General features: G+C 62.6%; 19 protein-coding genes. 16 read left to right on the top strand and 3 right to left on the bottom strand.

The window, feature by feature from the left end; genetic code table 11:
- From ACE3S9_RS01305 to ACE3S9_RS01265, 9 genes are all read left to right on the top strand, one after another.
- Positions 1-535: nitrogenase component 1 (locus ACE3S9_RS01305; protein WP_374544613.1), on the top strand; the 535-nt coding region annotated here is incomplete at its 5' end.
- Positions 536-604: 69 nt separating this feature from the next.
- Entirely contained in the window at positions 605-2164 is a 1560-nt protein-coding gene (gene nifK / locus ACE3S9_RS01300; RefSeq protein WP_374544612.1) for a nitrogenase molybdenum-iron protein subunit beta, read from the top strand.
- Positions 2165-2383: 219 nt separating this feature from the next.
- A complete protein-coding gene (gene nifE / locus ACE3S9_RS01295; RefSeq protein WP_374544611.1) occupies positions 2384-4069 on the top strand; it encodes a nitrogenase iron-molybdenum cofactor biosynthesis protein NifE in 1686 nt (561 codons plus the stop codon).
- A gap of 5 nt (positions 4070-4074) precedes the next feature.
- Complete coding sequence (gene nifN, locus ACE3S9_RS01290) at positions 4075-5490, top strand: nitrogenase iron-molybdenum cofactor biosynthesis protein NifN (RefSeq protein ID WP_374544610.1); 1416 nt, start codon at positions 4075-4077, stop codon at positions 5488-5490.
- A 24-nt stretch (positions 5491-5514) separates the two neighbouring features.
- Positions 5515-5910: a nitrogen fixation protein NifX gene (nifX, locus tag ACE3S9_RS01285; protein ID WP_374544609.1), complete on the top strand. Its 396-nt coding sequence runs from the start codon at positions 5515-5517 to the stop codon at positions 5908-5910.
- A gap of 59 nt (positions 5911-5969) precedes the next feature.
- Positions 5970-6440 carry a NifX-associated nitrogen fixation protein gene (locus tag ACE3S9_RS01280; protein ID WP_374544608.1) on the top strand — a complete coding sequence of 157 codons (471 nt, stop codon included), beginning with the start codon at positions 5970-5972 and terminating at the stop codon, positions 6438-6440.
- Between the two features lie 9 nt (positions 6441-6449).
- On the top strand, positions 6450-6650 hold the full coding sequence (locus ACE3S9_RS01275; protein ID WP_374544607.1) for a CCE_0567 family metalloprotein: 201 nt from the start codon (positions 6450-6452) through the stop codon (positions 6648-6650).
- 62 nt (positions 6651-6712) lie between these two features.
- Positions 6713-7006 (top strand): ferredoxin III, nif-specific, encoded by a 294-nt coding sequence (fdxB, locus tag ACE3S9_RS01270; RefSeq protein ID WP_374544606.1) that lies wholly within the window; start codon positions 6713-6715, stop codon positions 7004-7006.
- Entirely contained in the window at positions 7006-7635 is a 630-nt protein-coding gene (locus ACE3S9_RS01265) for a nitrogen fixation protein NifQ (RefSeq protein ID WP_374544605.1), read from the top strand. Before fdxB ends, ACE3S9_RS01265 begins: the two co-directional genes overlap by 1 nt.
- 114 nt (positions 7636-7749) lie before the next feature.
- Here the strand turns inward: ACE3S9_RS01265 and ACE3S9_RS01260 are convergent, their stop codons facing one another.
- Together ACE3S9_RS01260 and ACE3S9_RS01255 are read right to left on the bottom strand one after the other, a co-directional pair.
- A complete protein-coding gene (locus ACE3S9_RS01260) occupies positions 7750-8067 on the bottom strand; it encodes a hypothetical protein (RefSeq protein ID WP_374544604.1) in 318 nt (105 codons plus the stop codon).
- A gap of 64 nt (positions 8068-8131) precedes the next feature.
- On the bottom strand, positions 8132-8590 hold the full coding sequence (locus ACE3S9_RS01255) for a hypothetical protein (RefSeq protein WP_374544603.1): 459 nt from the start codon (positions 8588-8590) through the stop codon (positions 8132-8134).
- A 190-nt stretch (positions 8591-8780) separates the two neighbouring features.
- On the opposite strand from ACE3S9_RS01255, the gene ACE3S9_RS01250 reads away from it, so the two are divergent.
- Positions 8781-10409: a flavin monoamine oxidase family protein gene (locus tag ACE3S9_RS01250; RefSeq protein WP_374544602.1), complete on the top strand. Its 1629-nt coding sequence runs from the start codon at positions 8781-8783 to the stop codon at positions 10407-10409.
- A gap of 25 nt (positions 10410-10434) precedes the next feature.
- A complete protein-coding gene (locus tag ACE3S9_RS01245; RefSeq protein ID WP_374544601.1) occupies positions 10435-10842 on the top strand; it encodes a Rieske (2Fe-2S) protein in 408 nt (135 codons plus the stop codon).
- A gap of 102 nt (positions 10843-10944) precedes the next feature.
- Here the strand turns inward: ACE3S9_RS01245 and ACE3S9_RS01240 are convergent, their stop codons facing one another.
- Positions 10945-11535: a hypothetical protein gene (locus ACE3S9_RS01240; RefSeq protein WP_374544600.1), complete on the bottom strand. Its 591-nt coding sequence runs from the start codon at positions 11533-11535 to the stop codon at positions 10945-10947.
- Positions 11536-11705: 170 nt separating this feature from the next.
- On the opposite strand from ACE3S9_RS01240, the gene ACE3S9_RS01235 reads away from it, so the two are divergent.
- The 5 genes from ACE3S9_RS01235 (at position 11706) to nifW (ending at position 15340) form a co-directional block, all read left to right on the top strand.
- Positions 11706-13412: an AAA family ATPase gene (locus tag ACE3S9_RS01235; protein ID WP_374544619.1), complete on the top strand. Its 1707-nt coding sequence runs from the start codon at positions 11706-11708 to the stop codon at positions 13410-13412.
- Between the two features lie 148 nt (positions 13413-13560).
- Positions 13561-13881 (top strand): HesB/IscA family protein, encoded by a 321-nt coding sequence (locus ACE3S9_RS01230; protein ID WP_374544599.1) that lies wholly within the window; start codon positions 13561-13563, stop codon positions 13879-13881.
- Between the two features lie 29 nt (positions 13882-13910).
- Entirely contained in the window at positions 13911-14201 is a 291-nt protein-coding gene (locus tag ACE3S9_RS01225) for a NifU family protein (protein WP_374544618.1), read from the top strand.
- Between the two features lie 83 nt (positions 14202-14284).
- Positions 14285-14995, top strand: a complete 711-nt coding sequence (gene cysE / locus ACE3S9_RS01220; protein ID WP_374544598.1) for a serine O-acetyltransferase — start codon at positions 14285-14287, stop codon at positions 14993-14995.
- A 3-nt stretch (positions 14996-14998) separates the two neighbouring features.
- The gene (nifW, locus tag ACE3S9_RS01215; RefSeq protein WP_374544597.1) at positions 14999-15340 is read left to right on the top strand and encodes a nitrogenase stabilizing/protective protein NifW; all 342 of its coding nucleotides are present in this window, start codon (positions 14999-15001) and stop codon (positions 15338-15340) included.
- The last annotated feature ends 44 nt before the right edge of the window (positions 15341-15384 follow it).

The following is a 15384-nucleotide window of genomic DNA, read 5'->3' as shown; positions in this document are numbered from 1 at the left end:
TTTCGACGACAAGATCAAGGAAGGCGCCGAGCGCGTCATCGCCAAGTACCAGCCTCTGATGGACGCGGTCATCGCCAAATACCGTCCGCGCCTCGAAGGCAAGACCGTCATGCTCTATGTCGGCGGCCTGCGTCCGCGCCACGTTATCGGCGCTTACGAAGACCTCGGCATGGAAGTCGTCGGCACGGGCTACGAGTTCGCGCATAACGACGACTATCAGCGCACCGCCCAGCATTATGTGAAGGACGGCACGCTGATCTATGACGACGTCACCGGCTACGAATTCGAAAAGTTCGTGGAAAAGGTCCAGCCGGATCTGGTGGGCTCGGGCATCAAGGAAAAGTACGTTTTCCAGAAGATGGGCGTGCCCTTCCGCCAGATGCATTCCTGGGACTATTCCGGTCCGTATCATGGCTATGACGGCTTCGCGATCTTCGCGCGCGACATGGACATGGCGATCAACGCCCCGGTCTGGAAAATGGCCAAGGCGCCCTGGAAAAACGACTCCGACTCCAAACTCCTCGCGGCCGAATGACCGCGCGCGACTGGCGCCCGTCGAGAACCAGGCGCCAGTCGTGACCCACCGACAGCAGAGGGCATTAACATGACGCAGAACGCCGATCACGTCCTAGACCATTTTGACCTGTTCCGCGGTCCTGAATATCAGGAGATGCTGAAGAACAAGCGCGCCTTGTTCGAGAACGCTCGTGACCCGGCGGAAGTCGAACGCATCCGCGAATGGGCCAAGACGGAAGAATACAAGGAAAAGAACTTCGCCCGCGAAGCTCTGACCGTCAACCCGGCCAAGGCCTGTCAGCCGCTCGGCGCCGTTTTCGTCGCCGTGGGCTTCGCCAAGACCATTCCCTTCGTCCATGGCTCGCAGGGCTGCGTCGCTTATTATCGCTCGCATTTCTCGCGTCACTTCAAGGAGCCGACCTCCTGCGTCTCCTCCTCGATGACCGAAGACGCGGCGGTGTTCGGCGGCCTCAACAACATGATCGACGGCCTGGCCAACACCCACGCCATGTACAAGCCGGACATGATCGCCGTCTCCACCACCTGTATGGCGGAAGTCATCGGCGACGATCTGAACGCCTTCATCAAGACCGCGCGCGAAAAGGGCTCGATCCCGGACGATTATCCGGTTCCGTTCGCTCACACCCCGGCCTTCGTCGGCAGCCACATCACCGGCTACGACAACGCCATGAAGGGCATCATCTCCTATTTCTGGGATGGCCGCGCCGGCACCATCGACAAGGTTGAGCGCGTTCCCAACGACTCGATCAACTTCCTCGGCGGCTTCGACGGCTACACCGTCGGCAACCTGCGCGAAATCAAGCGCATCTTCGGCGAGTTCGGCATCAACTACACGATCCTCGGCGACAATTCCGACGTGTGGGACACCCCGACCGACGGCGAGTTCCGCATGTATGACGGCGGCACCACGATCGACGAGGCGGTCAATGCGATCCACGCCAAGGCGACCATTTCGATGCAGGAATATTGCACCGAAAAGACGCTGCCGCTGATCGCCGAGCATGGCCAGGAAGTGGTGGCTCTCAATCACCCGATCTCGGTCAAGGCGACCGACAACTTCCTGATGACCCTCGCCCGCCTGACCGGCAAGGAGATCCCGGAATCGCTCGCCAAGGAGCGCGGTCGTCTGGTCGACGCCATCGCCGACTCGAGCGCCCATATCCACGGCAAGAAATTCGCCATCTACGGCGATCCGGACCTCTGCTACGGTCTGGCCGAGTTCCTGCTCGAACTCGGCGCCGAGCCGACCACGGTCCTGGCCACCAACGGCGGCAAGGCCTGGGAAAAGAAAATGCAGGAGCTGTTCGACTCCTCGCCGTTCGGCAAGAACTGCAAGGTCTATCCCGGCAAGGATCTGTGGCACATGCGCTCGCTGCTGTTCACCGATCCGGTCGACTTCCTGATCGGCAACACCTACGGCAAATATCTGGAGCGCGACACGGGCACCCCGCTGATCCGCATCGGCTTCCCGATCTTCGACCGTCACCACAAGCACCGCTATCCGGTGTGGGGCTATCAGGGCGGCATGAACGTGCTGGTCCAGATCCTCGACAAGATCTTCGACACGATCGACCTGGCCACCAATATGCCGGCCAAGACCGACTATTCGTTCGACATCATTCGTTGATCCCGATGGTTGTCGGTTTGGCGACAAACCGACAATCCCACGCAATCAGGCCCGGAGCGCATATGGCGCTCCGGGCCTTTCTGTTTGGCCTTCCCGCGTGCGGCCGTTGCGGCGCCAAACTTGCTGCCTCCCGGCAAAACCCCACGACTGGCGGGAAGCCTACAGGCGCCGCCAGTCCCGCGCCTGAACAGGCCGCGGCCGAACGGACAGGAGATCTTCATGGCTTCTCTTTCGGCAACCATCCAGGATGTTTTCAACGAGCCGAGCTGCGCCAAAAACGCCAACAAGTCGGAGGCCGAGAAGAAGAAGGGCTGCACAAAACAATTGCAGCCGGGCGGCGCGGCCGGCGGCTGCGCCTTCGACGGCGCCAAGATCGCCTTGCAGCCTTTCACCGATGTCGCTCATCTCGTGCATGGCCCGATCGCCTGTGAGGGCAATAGCTGGGACAATCGCGGCGCGGCGTCATCCGGCCCGTCGCTGTGGCGCACCAGCTTCACCACCGACATGAACGAAACCGACGTGGTGTTCGGCGGCGAGAAGCGGCTGTTCAAGTCGTGCAAGGAAATCATCGACAAATATGATCCGCCGGCGATCTTCGTCTATCAGACCTGCGTTCCGGCCATGATCGGCGACGATATCAACGCGGTCTGCAAGGCGGCGTCGGAGAAATTCGGCAAGCCGGTGATTCCGGTCAATGCACCGGGCTTTGTCGGCCCCAAGAATCTCGGCAACAAGCTGGCGGGCGAGGCGTTGCTCGATCACGTCATCGGCACCGCCGAACCGGAATACACCACGCCCTATGACGTCAACATCATCGGCGAGTTCAACCTGTCGGGCGAATTGTGGCAGGTGAAGCCGCTGCTCGACGAACTCGGCATCCGCATCCTGTCCTGTATTCCGGGCGACGGCCGCTACGCCGATGTCGCTTCGGCGCACCGCGCCCGCGCCTCGATGATGGTCTGCTCCAAGGCCATGATCAATGTCGCGCGCAAGATGGAGGAGCGATACGGCATCCCGTTTTTCGAGGGCTCGTTCTACGGGATCGAGGACAGCAGCGACAGCTTGCGCGAACTGGCGCGGCTGCTGATTGAGCGCGGCGCGCCCGAAGAGCTGATGGAGCGCACCGAAAAGCTGATCGCGCGCGAGGAAAAAAGCGCCTGGGCGGCGATCGCCAAATACAAGCCGCGCTTCAAGGGCAAGAAGGTTCTGCTCATTACCGGCGGCGTCAAGTCGTGGTCGGTGGTCGCGGCGCTGCAGGAGGCCGGGCTCGAACTGGTCGGCACCTCGGTCAAGAAATCGACGCGCGAGGACAAGGAGCGCATCAAGGAGCTGATGGGCCAGGACGCTCATATGATCGAGGATATGACCCCGCGCGAAATGTACAAGATGCTGAAGGATGCGAAGGCCGACATCATGTTGTCGGGCGGTCGTTCGCAGTTCATCGCGCTCAAGGCGAGCATGCCCTGGCTCGACATCAACCAGGAACGCCACCACGCCTATATGGGCTATGTCGGCATGTTGAAACTGGTCAAGGAAATCGACAAGGCGCTGTATAATCCGGTGTGGCAGGAAGTGCGCAAGCCGGCGCCCTGGGCCAAAGCCGGCGAGAGCTGGCAAGAAAAGGCGCTCGCCCAGATCGCCGAAGAGGAGGCGGCGCTGGCTGCCGATCCGGTCAAGGCCGAGGAGGTCCGCCGCGCCAAGGGCGTCTGCATGTGCAAGAGCGTGTCGCTCGGCGTGATCGAGGACGCCATTCGCGACTTCGGTCTCACCACGGTCGCCGAAGTCAAGGACAAGACCCATGCCTCGGGCGGCTGTGGCGCCTGCGCCATTCGCATCGAGGAAATTCTGGAAGCCCAGGCCGTTGTCGGACAACCGACAGAACGCCACAACGTGGCGGCGGAGTGACGGTTATGGCCAAGGTCGTCATTCCGAAAAAGTCCTGCGCCGTCAATCCGCTGAAAATGAGCCAGCCGATCGGCGCGGCGCTCGCCTTCATGGGCCTGCGCGGTTCGATGCCGCTGCTGCATGGCTCGCAGGGCTGCACGTCGTTCGGGCTGGTGCTGTTCGTGCGTCATTTCAAGGAAGCCATTCCGCTCCAGACCACCGCGATGAGCGAAGTGGCGACGGTGCTTGGCGGCTATGAAAATGTCGAACAAGCGGTGCTGAACATCATCAAACGCACCAAGCCCGAAATCATCGGCATCGCCTCGACCGGCGTCACCGAAACCAAGGGCGACGACGTCAACGGCTATATCCAGCTGATCCGCCAGAACCATCCGGAATTGAAGGACTTTCCGCTCGTCTATGTCTCGACGCCGGATTTCAAGGACGCTTTTCAGGACGGTTGGGAAAAGGCCGTCACTCGGCTGGTCGAGGAGTTGGTGGAGCCGCCGGCCAATGCGGCGCGGCGCGACCTGACTCGCGTCAATGTCCTGCCCGGCGCGCATCTGACGCCCGGCGACATCGAGGAATTGCGCAATATCATCGAGGATTTCGGCCTGGAGCCGACCTTCCTGCCCGATCTCGGCGGCTCACTCGATGGACACATCCCGGACGATTTCACGCCGACCACAATCGGCGGCGTTGGCGTCGATGAAGTCGCGACCATGGGGGACGCCGGCTGGACGATCGCCGTCGGCGCCCATATGCGCGCGGCGGCGGAAGCCTTGCAGAAAAAGACCGGGATCCCGTATCGGCTGTTCGAGCGCCTGTGCGGGCTCGAGCCGAATGACGAGCTGATCGGCTTCCTGACCGAAATTTCCGGCCGCCCGGCGCCGGCGAAATATCGCCGCCAGCGCGGCCAATTGGTCGACGCCATGCTCGATGGGCATTTCCATATCGGCGGCCGCAAGCTGGCGATCGGCGCCGAGCCTGACCTGCTCTATGACGTCGCCTCCTTCCTGCACGAAATGGGCGCCCATATCGAGGCGGCGGTCACCACGACGCAATCGCCCGTGCTGGAAAAACTGCCCGCCGAGGAAGTGCTGATCGGCGATCTCGAAGACCTGGAAACGCAGGCGCGCGAAAAAGGCTGCGATCTGCTGATGACCCATTCGCATGGGCGCCAGGCTGCGGACCGACTGAAGATCCCGTTCCATCGGCTGGGCATCCCGATGTTCGACCGTCTTGGCGCCGGCCACAAATTGTCGGTCGGCTATCGCGGAACGCGCGACCTGATTTTCCAGGTGGCCAATCTGCTGATCGCCGATCGCGAGGAACATCACGAGGTGACGCCGGACAAATGGCGCAACCCCTGGGGCGCCGGCCCTGCGGAAGGCGCCGAGGAAGAAGCTGGCGCCGCGATTGCAACGAGCCTTGCAAGCTGAGTTTGGGTGAGAGAGGGCAGGTCGATGAAGGTCGCATTTGCTACACAGGACTTGAAGCGCGTTGATGCGCATTTCGGCTGGGCGAAGAATATCTCGATCTATGAGCTGGACGAGAATGGCCACAGCTTCCTCGAAACCATCGCCTTCGACGGCGATCTGCAGGAAGACGGCAACGAGGACAAACTCGCGCCGAAGATCGAGGCCGTGAAGGATTGCGCCATTCTCTATGTGGCGGCGATCGGCGGCTCCGGCGCGGCGCGCGTGGTGGCGAACAATATCCACCCGATCAAGGTGTCGCAGCCCGAGGCGATCGACGACCTGCTGAACAAGCTGCAGGACATGCTCAAGGGCAATCCGCCGCCGTTCATCCGCAAGGCGATGGGCAAGGGCAAGGAGCGCGTCCTCAATTTCGAGGACTGATCCTTCGGCATTTTTCGAACGACCGGACGCGCGCGGCCGGCGAGATCAAAGAGGACAAGATGACTGAAGCCGCCATCATTGACGACGCCGCGATCCTTGCGGAATCGCCTTTCCTGAAGCAACTGGTCAAGGTGTGGCGCGCGCAGGATTCGCATGGCGCCTGGGAAAGCAAGAGCGACGCGCAATTGCTCGCCGATTACATCGTCACCAAGGAACAGCGCAAGTCGATCCCGATCATCGCGGATCCGGATCCGGAGACGATCTGGCGGCTTGAGCTGTTCTACAATGCGATCGGCCTGGCCATCGAACATTCCTCGCGCGTCATGATCTCGCCGATGCTGAAGATGAGCCATGAGGGCTTCGGCCGGATGGTGCTGATCGGCGGTCGCCTGATCGTCGTCAACAAGCAATTGCGCGACGTGCATCGCTTCGGTTTCGAGACCTTCGCCAAGCTCGCGGAAGAAGGCGAGAAGCAGGTCAAGGCCGGTCTGGAGATGATCGAGCAATTCCCCGAAGCGGCGAAATATTGAGGTTTCAAGATGAGCGACGTTGAAGCCCTGAAGGCCGAGATCAAGAAGCTCTCGGCGCGCGCGATGAACGCCAAGATGAATTTGCACGACCTGTCGGAAGAGCTGCCGATCAACTGGCAGACGGTCCTTGATGTGGCGCAGAAAACCTATGACGCTTTCGCCGAGCTCGAGGCCAAGCGCGAACAGTTGAAGACTCTCGAAACGGCTTGAGGAGCTTTTGGCGGTCGCTAGCGCGTTCGCCAAAAGCTCCCGCAAACAGAAAGACGAAACCGATGGCGAATGCGCGTGACGGGCGCGACTGGAAGCCCGATTATCTGCTGACGATCGACGCGGAGAAATGCATCGGCTGCGGCCGTTGCTACAAGGTCTGCGGCCGCGAGGTGATGACCCTCAAGGGCATCAACGAGGATGGCGATGTCGTCGAGCTTGATGATGACGAGGACGATGAGGTCGAGAAGAAGGTCATGGTGATGGCGGACACCGGCGCCTGTATCGGCTGCGGCGCCTGCGCCCGCGTCTGTCCGGCGAACTGTCAGACCCACGGCCCCGAAACTTTGGCCGCCTGATGAACGCCGATCGCGCCTATCGCTGGCTGATGGAGGCGGGCGACGCCCGCGTCCAGGATCAGGCCCAGCGCGAGGATTTCGATCGGCATGTCATCGCCAGCATTCTGGCGATAGCGATCGCCCAGGCGGGCGAGGAAGAAACCAATCTGGCGGCGACCAGCGGCCTCGGCGCCGCGGCGCTCTCGGAATTCGCGGCGGCGCTGTTCCCGCAAGCCGCCGCCGCGCTGGCGGGCATGGCCGGCGCGGCGCAACCGGCGCTCGGGCCGGAAGAGAAATCCGTCGTCGATATTCTGTTGATGTACGCTTCGGGCCCGATCCAGTTCGTGCGGCCGCTGGCGGTCCTGATCGCGCGGCGATGCCAGGAGCCGCATCACCTCTGGCAGGATCTCGGCCTGCGCAATCGCGGCGAATTGTCCCAACTGATGCAGCGCCATTTTCCCCGGCTCAAGGCGCGCAATTCCGGCGATATGAAATGGAAGAAATTCCTCTATCGCATGGTCTGCGGCTCCGAGGGTTTTACGCTCTGCCCGTCGCCGGTCTGTTCCGATTGCGACGATTTCGCCGCCTGTTTCGGGACGGAAGAGGGCGTGGCGCAAATGTCCCACAGCTATCGCGAAGAGCGGATTTAAGCGCCAAGACCGTCATTGCGAGCCATGGGGCGTCTTCCGACGCCCCATGGCTCGCAATGACGGTCGCGGTTTTGGGGAAGAACCCGCCACGGCGCGCCGGGCGGGTCCGAAACGTCATTCGATGCCGAGTTCGGCTTCCCGCGCGCGCGCCGCAAAACGGAAGCGCTCCTCGATGGCTTTCGGATTGGTGAGAAATTCCGCTTCGCCCTTCGCCAGGGCTTCGAGGGCGACTTTGCCTTCTTCCGCGGTCAGCGGCACGCGGCCGGCCATATAGGCGGCGTCGGGCAAGGCCTTGAGGATGTTGTAGCGATTGGGGTGATCCTTGACGGGAAACAAATCCACCGCCTCAAGCTTGCCGCCGAGCGTGATCGCCTGGCCGACCACCTCGAGCTTGCGTCCGTCCTGCGTCGTTTTCACCAGCGTCGTCGCCATGATGCAATAATCCTTTGGATTGGAACGGGGCGGCTGTCGGGGCCGCCCCGGAAAGGATCGAAGGTCAGTCCTGCGCCGCCAGGGCATAGCCCGGCTTCGGCTTGGCGTTGTAATAATCGGGACGCTCCGGCCAGTCGCCGGCGGAGCCGAACTTGAACGAGGCGACCTTGACCGGCGCGCCGGGCGAAACCGACACTTCGCCGAGCTTGATTTCACGCGGGCCGGGGCCGACCGAGAAATCGGCGACCACCGCGCCATCGGCCTTGGTGGCGCGCGCGAAGCCGGGCGTGCCGACATGGGCGCCGGCGACCGGGCTTTCCACGAAGGCCGGGGTTTCGAAATCGCCATTGGCGGCGCCGAAAGCCGGCGTCGCGAAGGTGAATTTGGCCAAGGCGCTGCTGAATTCCACCGGAATGTCGGCGCTGAGCGGACGCGCGACGGAATAGATCGTCAGCGTGCCGCCATCGAGCAAGGCCTTGATTTCGTCATTGGACAAATTCGCGAATTCGGATGCGAGGTTCATTCCCATCTCCTGTTGTAACCCTCGGCCTCCTTCATCAAAATCTGTGCCAAATTTTCCGCCAGTCGCCTCATGCTGTCGGAAAGCCGGCGTGTGCGTCGGCATCACGACTTTTTTGTCGTGTTTTTGAGCGGCAGTGGAAAAAGCTGCGCGATTCTTGCTTGGCCCTGTCGCGGATCATGCGGAGAGCGACATGTTGGACACGGCTATTGTCGGCGGAGGCTTGTGCGGACTGGCGCTGGCGGCGCAATTGTCGGAGCGCGGGCGGGACTTCGAACTGTTCGAGGCGCGACAACGCTGGGGCGGGCGCATCCTGTCGATCGACTGCAAATTGTCGGGTCTCGCCATCGATCTCGGCGCCTCGTGGTTCTGGCCGGATCGCCAGCCGCTGATCACGGCGCTGGTTTCGGAGCTGGGTCTCGACAGTTTCGCGCAATATGACGAGGGAACGATCCTGCGCCTGAGCGAGGCCGACGCCAAGCCGGAAAAGGTCGAGGTCGAGGGCGGCGTGCATGGCGGCGCGCGGCGCATTGTCGGCGGCGCGCAGAAGGCGATCAAGGCGCTCCTCGCCCGTCTGCCTGCGGACCGCCTTCACAATGATTGTCAACTGGTCGGCCTGCGCGACGGCGACGATCATGTCGTGCTGACCATCCAACAGGCGGGCGCCACCCGCGTCGTCGAGGCGCGGCGCGTGGTGATCGCTTTGCCGCCGCGGCTGGCGGAGGAGCGCGTCATCTTCCATCCCGCGCTCGACGACACGATGCGGGAGACCATGCGCGACGCGCCGACCTGGATGGCTGCGCAGGCCAAGGCGGTGACCACCTTCGCGCAGCCGGCCTGGCGCGATCAGGGCCAGTCCGGCAACGCCTTCGTGACTCATGAACAGGCGGTGTTCGACGAGATTTTCGACGCCAGCGACGCGCGCGGAGACGAAGGCGCGCTGGGCGGCTTTCTGGCGCTCGGACCGGAATTGCGCGACTCGTTCAGCGTAGGCCTGCCGATCCTGATGCACAGCCAGTTCGAACAGGTGTTCGGCGTCGCGCTCGAAGGTCGCGAACAATTCTATCAGGATTGGGCCAAGGATGCGGAAACCTGCAGCGCGCTCGATCGTGAGCGCGGGCGCGAGGAGCATCGCGCTACGGCCAATCCCCTGCTGCGGCGGCCGCTATGGGGCGGCCGCCTCTATCTCGGCGGCGCTGAGACCGGCGCGCGCCAGGCTGGCTATATGGAGGGCGCGCTCGAAGCGGCGCAGCGCATCGCGCGCGATATCATCCGCGACACGGCGTCCGAGGACGAGGCGGCCGCGCCGGGCGAGAGCGCCAATGAGGCGAGCCTGCGGCGCTTTTCCGCCTGGGTCGAGAAACAGAGCGGGCCGGTGTTCGAGGATTACCGTCGCCGGCTGAACGCCAGCCTCGCGACCCAGTCACGCGAGCAGATGACCCAGCGCGCCATGCTCGGCGCGGCGGAGACCTTGTTCGGCGAGGCGCTGGCGAAGATCGCGACGCTGCCGTTCGATCTCGCCGGGGTGAGTGTCGAAAAGGGACGCTGCGCGCTCACGCCGCTGGTCCAGAAGCCGTTTGGCGATTTTCTCAAGCAGTTTTTCGACGACGTGGCGGCCTTCAACAGCACGTCTTGCGCCTTGTCGAACTTCCCCGACGAACACAGGATCGCGCGGGATTACCAGCAGGCGATCATGCGCGACATAGCGGCGGCTTGGACGGAATTCTCGCTCGCCGCGAACGCCGCGCTGCTCGCCAAGGGCGGCGCCGCCCAGAGCCAGCGCGCAGAGGCGGCGCGGCAGACGGGCGGGGCGGCCGCGTGAAATGATTCAAGGAGAAAAAGCAGAGATGGCTGACGTCGCCTATGTCATTTGCGCCCTCAACGACATCCAGAGCCAGCGGGCGCGCGGCTTCGACCTCGCCGTGATCGACGAATCCGGCGAGGAGAAGAACTTTCCGATCGTCGTGGTGCGTTGGGGCAAGCAGGTGTTCGGCTATGTCAACAGTTGCCCGCATCACGGCAACCGGCTGGATTGGGAGCGCGAGCAATATCTCGATCCGACCGGCCTGCGGCTGATGTGCGGCAAGCATGGCGCCTTGTTCGAGCTCGGCACCGGACGCTGTTCCAGCGGGCCGTGCAGGAACGAGCATTTGACGCCGGTTCAGCTCGAAGTGATCGATGGCGACATCTGCATCCTCGGCGTGACTCTGGCGGAGGATGAGGACGAAGACGACGAGAGCGGCGTCGAGGCCTGAGCCGGACGCCTAATGAAACGGCGCGCCCCATCGGGACGCGCCGGCTTCAGCTCAGGAAAGCGCGCGACTGCGGAAACGCGCCAGCGCCAATCCGCCCGGAAATCAGACCGGGCGGTTTTCGTTGCGGTTCTTGACGGGCTCGGCGCGGGCCTGGCCTTCTTCGTAGGAAATGGTCTCGAAGGTCTCCTTGGCCTCGACCAGCTTGTCGAGCACGAACTGCAGCTTGCCGCCGGCGTCGAGCTTCTTGTAGTCGTTCTTGTCGACGCCGCAGAAGTCGTTCACTTCCTTCCAGACGGTGGATTCGTCGCAGGGCAGCACGGTCAGCGTCACATCGCCGAGCGTGATCGTATATTTCGCGAGAAAGTCGATATTGTTGACGAAGATGAAATAGGTGCCCTCCGGGCTCAGCAGCGGCAGCACCACCTTCTTGAAGGCTTCGAAATAAGCGTAATCGTGCAGGTAGCCGGCCAGGATCTCGATCTTGCCGGTTCCTTCTTTGGCGACCGCGAGGATCTGTTCGAGCTTGTATTCCGGCGGGCGCGCCTCGTCGGCCTTCTGCTGCTGGAACTCCAGCGCGAAGTCGCCGCGGAAGCCGTAATAACCGGGCTTGCCGGTCGGGCCCTTGAAGGTCGCGTTGAGCAGCCGCTTCTCGCTGTCCAGGCCGCCGAAGGCGGTCGATTCGATCGATGTCATTTTCATTCTCCGCTTGAAAAAACTGTTCGCGTTTCCGCGCGCCAAGCCTCTATGCAAATGGTCTGCCGCTTTTCGCGCCACAAAATGTCTGGCCTGAACCCTGCTTGTCGCGCCGGGGTCGTGTCATCGCGGCCCAAGTCACTCAATCTTGAATGGAAGGCGACATGAGCATGAAGCTTCATATCGCGCGCCCCTATGTCGAGGCTCTCGCGGCGGATTTCCCGGAACTCGAATCCCTCAAGGCGCAATTGCTGTTTGGCGACAAGGTCGAAGTGCCGTTCCAGCAGCTGTCGGGCGCGCAGATCGATCGCCTGCACGACCTCTATGGCGCCGCTGGGCCGCAAATGCAGAACGCCCGCGCCCAGCTTGCGACCCTGCGCCGCGCCTTTGAAGGATCGGGCGTTCGCTTTACCTCGAACGAGCTTGAGGCGGTCGTCCCGGCCATCGCGGCTTTCCTGGTCGACGGCGCCCAACGCGGCTGGCTGTTCGCGCTGAATGTCGCGGGGCGGCCGTTGCCTTATGTCGTGGCGCGCATCGATTACACGCCGCCCTCGAATGACGAGACCGGCCGCATTTTTGTCGAGCTCAAGGCCAACGCCAAGGGCGAGCTGAATACGGTGCAGGTCCGCATTCTCGCGGGCGATATCGCCGGCAAGTCGGTCGCGGAAATTTTCGCCGAAAAAGGTTTTCTGCGCGAGACGCCCGAACTGATTGCGGCTTATGACGTCAACGCTGCGCATTATTTCGAATGGCGCGCGCATTATGGCGCGCAATTTTCAGGCTCCGGCCTCGGCTATTTCGCCGAGGATCCCACGTCGAGCCATCGCAGCAACGACTGGACGCGCAAGGATACCGTGATCCTGTCCTCGGGCGGCAGTCCGGCGCGGCTGGTCAATGACGAGAGCCTGCTCGCCAATCGCGCTTTGACGCTGGAGCTGACGGGCGACATTCTCGGCAATTACCTGCGCAAGGCCGCCAAGAGCAATCTCTACGCGGAAGAGGATGAGGTCGCGGCGGCCCAGGCCAATATCGGCAAGGATCTGTTCCGGCAGGTCCCGGTCCATCCCTTCATCCTGATGTTCCACCTCGATCTGCATCATTATGTCTGGGCCCATGTCGAGGATATCGAGCCCTATCTTTACAAGCCGGACCTCAAGCAGAAGCTGGTGCTGCCGGAGGAACAGACCGATCTGATCGACATTCTCACCGCCGAAATGGACGTGCTGATGGACGATATCGTCGCCGGCAAGTCCGGCGGCACGACGGTGCTCTGCGCCGGCCCGCCCGGCGTCGGCAAGACTCTCACGGCCGAGGTCTATTCCGAGATCGTCAAGCGTCCGCTCTATCGCGTCCATTCGGGCCAACTCGGCCTCAATGTCGCGGCGATGGAGACCTCACTGAAGGAGGCCTTGCTGCGCGCGCAACGCTGGGGCGCGGTCATGCTGATCGACGAGGCCGACGTCTATATCAAGCGCCGCCAGGACGACATGACGATGAACGCCGTGGTCGGCGTGTTCCTGCGCGTGCTGGAATATTTCAACGGCCTGCTGTTCCTCACCACCAATCGCATCGACGATATCGATGAGGCGATCGTCTCGCGCTGCATCGCGCTGATCCGTTTCCACTCCCCCGACGAGGAAGCGCGCCATCGGATCTGGCAGGTGATGTCGGAGCAATTCGCTCTGGGTCTCGACGACGACCTCGTCACGGCCCTGGTCGGGCTCTATCCGCAGACCAGCGGCCGCGACATCAAGGGGCTGGCCAAGCTGGTCTCGAAATATTGTCGGCATCGCGACACGCCGCCGGATCTGGACGTGTTCAAGCGTTGCGCGATCTTCCGCGGGCTGGATCAGACCTCGGCGCTCGCCGCCGAATAAGACGAAGCCCTTGTCGGCAAGCCGACAAGGGCTTCGTCCTCGACTGCAATAAAGCAGCGTAAAAACAGGTGGTTGTATGGCGTAATGGATCTGGCGCGGGTCTTGCTAATGCATGAGGCAAAGCGCCTTACATTCTGGAGGACCTGGCATGATCCATCTGACCGACAGCGCCGTGAACGCTGTCCGCAACGCCATCAAGGGGGCGTCCGAGCCCGTCCAGGGCTTGCGCATCAAAGTCGAGACGGGAGGCTGCGCGGGCAACAAATATATGATGGGCCTGGTCAGGACTCCGGAAGAGAATGACGAAGTCGTCGAGCGCGACGGCGTCAAGGTCTTCGTCGAGAGCGCCAGCCGCGACCTGCTTGCGGGCGTCACCATTGATTTCGTCGTCGCCATCGAGGGCGCCGGCTTCACCTTCGATAATCCCAACGCGGAGCATTCCTGCTCCTGCGGCAAGAGCTTCGGCTGATTTCCGGCGCAAGGAGAGGGTTCATGACGATGCAGACCGATGTTGTGGAAACCAGGGCCCCTGCGGCGCAGGACAGCGAGCGCGTGCAGACCATTCGCAAGGTGATCGAGGAAATCCGTCCGAACCTGCGTCGCGACGGCGGCGATTGCGAATTGCTCTCGGTCGAGGGCAACAAGATCAATGTGAAGCTCACCGGCGCCTGCGTGTTCTGCAAATTGGCGAGCGCCACGCTGGAGGGAATCCAGGCCAAGATGGTCGAGGCGCTGGGCGAATTCGTTCGCGTCGTGCCGGCGCCGATCGGTTCGCGCGCAGGTCACTGAAGGCGTTCGCCGGATAGGGCGCAACAAGGGCGTGAGGCGTAACGATGTCCTGGGCCGCCGCATCTTTTGACAGGGACGTTGCGATGACGTCGTCTGCTAGTCTTTGGCGATTGTGGCGCGAGGACGTCGCCTGCGTGAAGGCGCGCGATCCGGCGGCCCGCGATGCCGTTGAGATCATCCTCACCTATCCGGGCGTGCACGCCATCGTCTGGCATCGTCTCGCCCATCGTCTGTGGCGGTCGGGCTTCAAATTTCCGGCGCGGTTCATTTCCTGGTTCGCGCGCCTCGTAACCAATGTCGACATTCATCCCGGCGCGACCATTGGCCGGAGCTTCTTCATCGATCACGGCGCTTGCGTGGTGATCGGCGAGACGGCGGAAATCGGCGACAATGTCACCATGTATCACGGCGTGACGCTCGGCGGCGTCAGCTGGTCGCCCGGCAAACGGCATCCCAGCATCGAGGACGGCGTGCTAATCGGGGCCGGCGCCAAAATTCTCGGGCCGATCAAGGTCGGAACCGGGGCGCGCATCGGCGCCAATTCGGTGGTGGTCGAGGAAGTGCCGCCCGGCGTCACGGCGGTCGGCATTCCGGCCAAGATCGTGCGCGCGCCGCAGAATCGCAACGGCGCCGGCGGCCGCGTCAATCTCGATCATCATCTGATCGCCGATCCGGTCGGCGAAATTCTGTCGCTCCTGCTCGATCGCGTCGATTTCCTGGAGGCGCGTCTCAATCACATGCAGCGCCGCGTCAAGCAGACAGGCGTCGAGCGTCACGAGAAGGTGGAAGGATAGATCATGAGCATTTTGCAGGATCTCGGCAGGCTGTCTTCGGCCGAGGACTTCTTCAACTATCTCGAACTGCCCTTCGAGCCCTCGGTGGTCCATGTCTCGCGCCTCCATATCCTGCGCCGCATGGGCCAATATCTGAAAGGCAGCGAGATCGACGGCGCCTTCGAGGGACTGAGCGAGGAGCAGATCAAGCTTCTGTGCCGCGAGCATCTCGATCAAGCCTACCAGGATTTCATCGCGTCATCGCCGATCCAGGAGCGCCTGTTCAAGGTGCACAAGGAGGCGATCGAGCCGAAGCCCGAGCCGGCGAGCAATTTCGTGCCGCTCGACTCCCTCAAGGTGGTGTGAGTCATCGGACTGCCGCGCCGGGCGCGCCTTGACGCCCGCCGCTT

Origin of the sequence: Rhodoblastus sp., from assembly GCF_041915505.1 — a bacterium.
Classification (GTDB): Bacteria; Pseudomonadota; Alphaproteobacteria; order Rhizobiales; family Beijerinckiaceae; genus Rhodoblastus.
The sequence above is the reverse complement of the archived record's forward strand: the minus strand, read 5'-3'. Positions and strand labels throughout refer to the sequence as shown.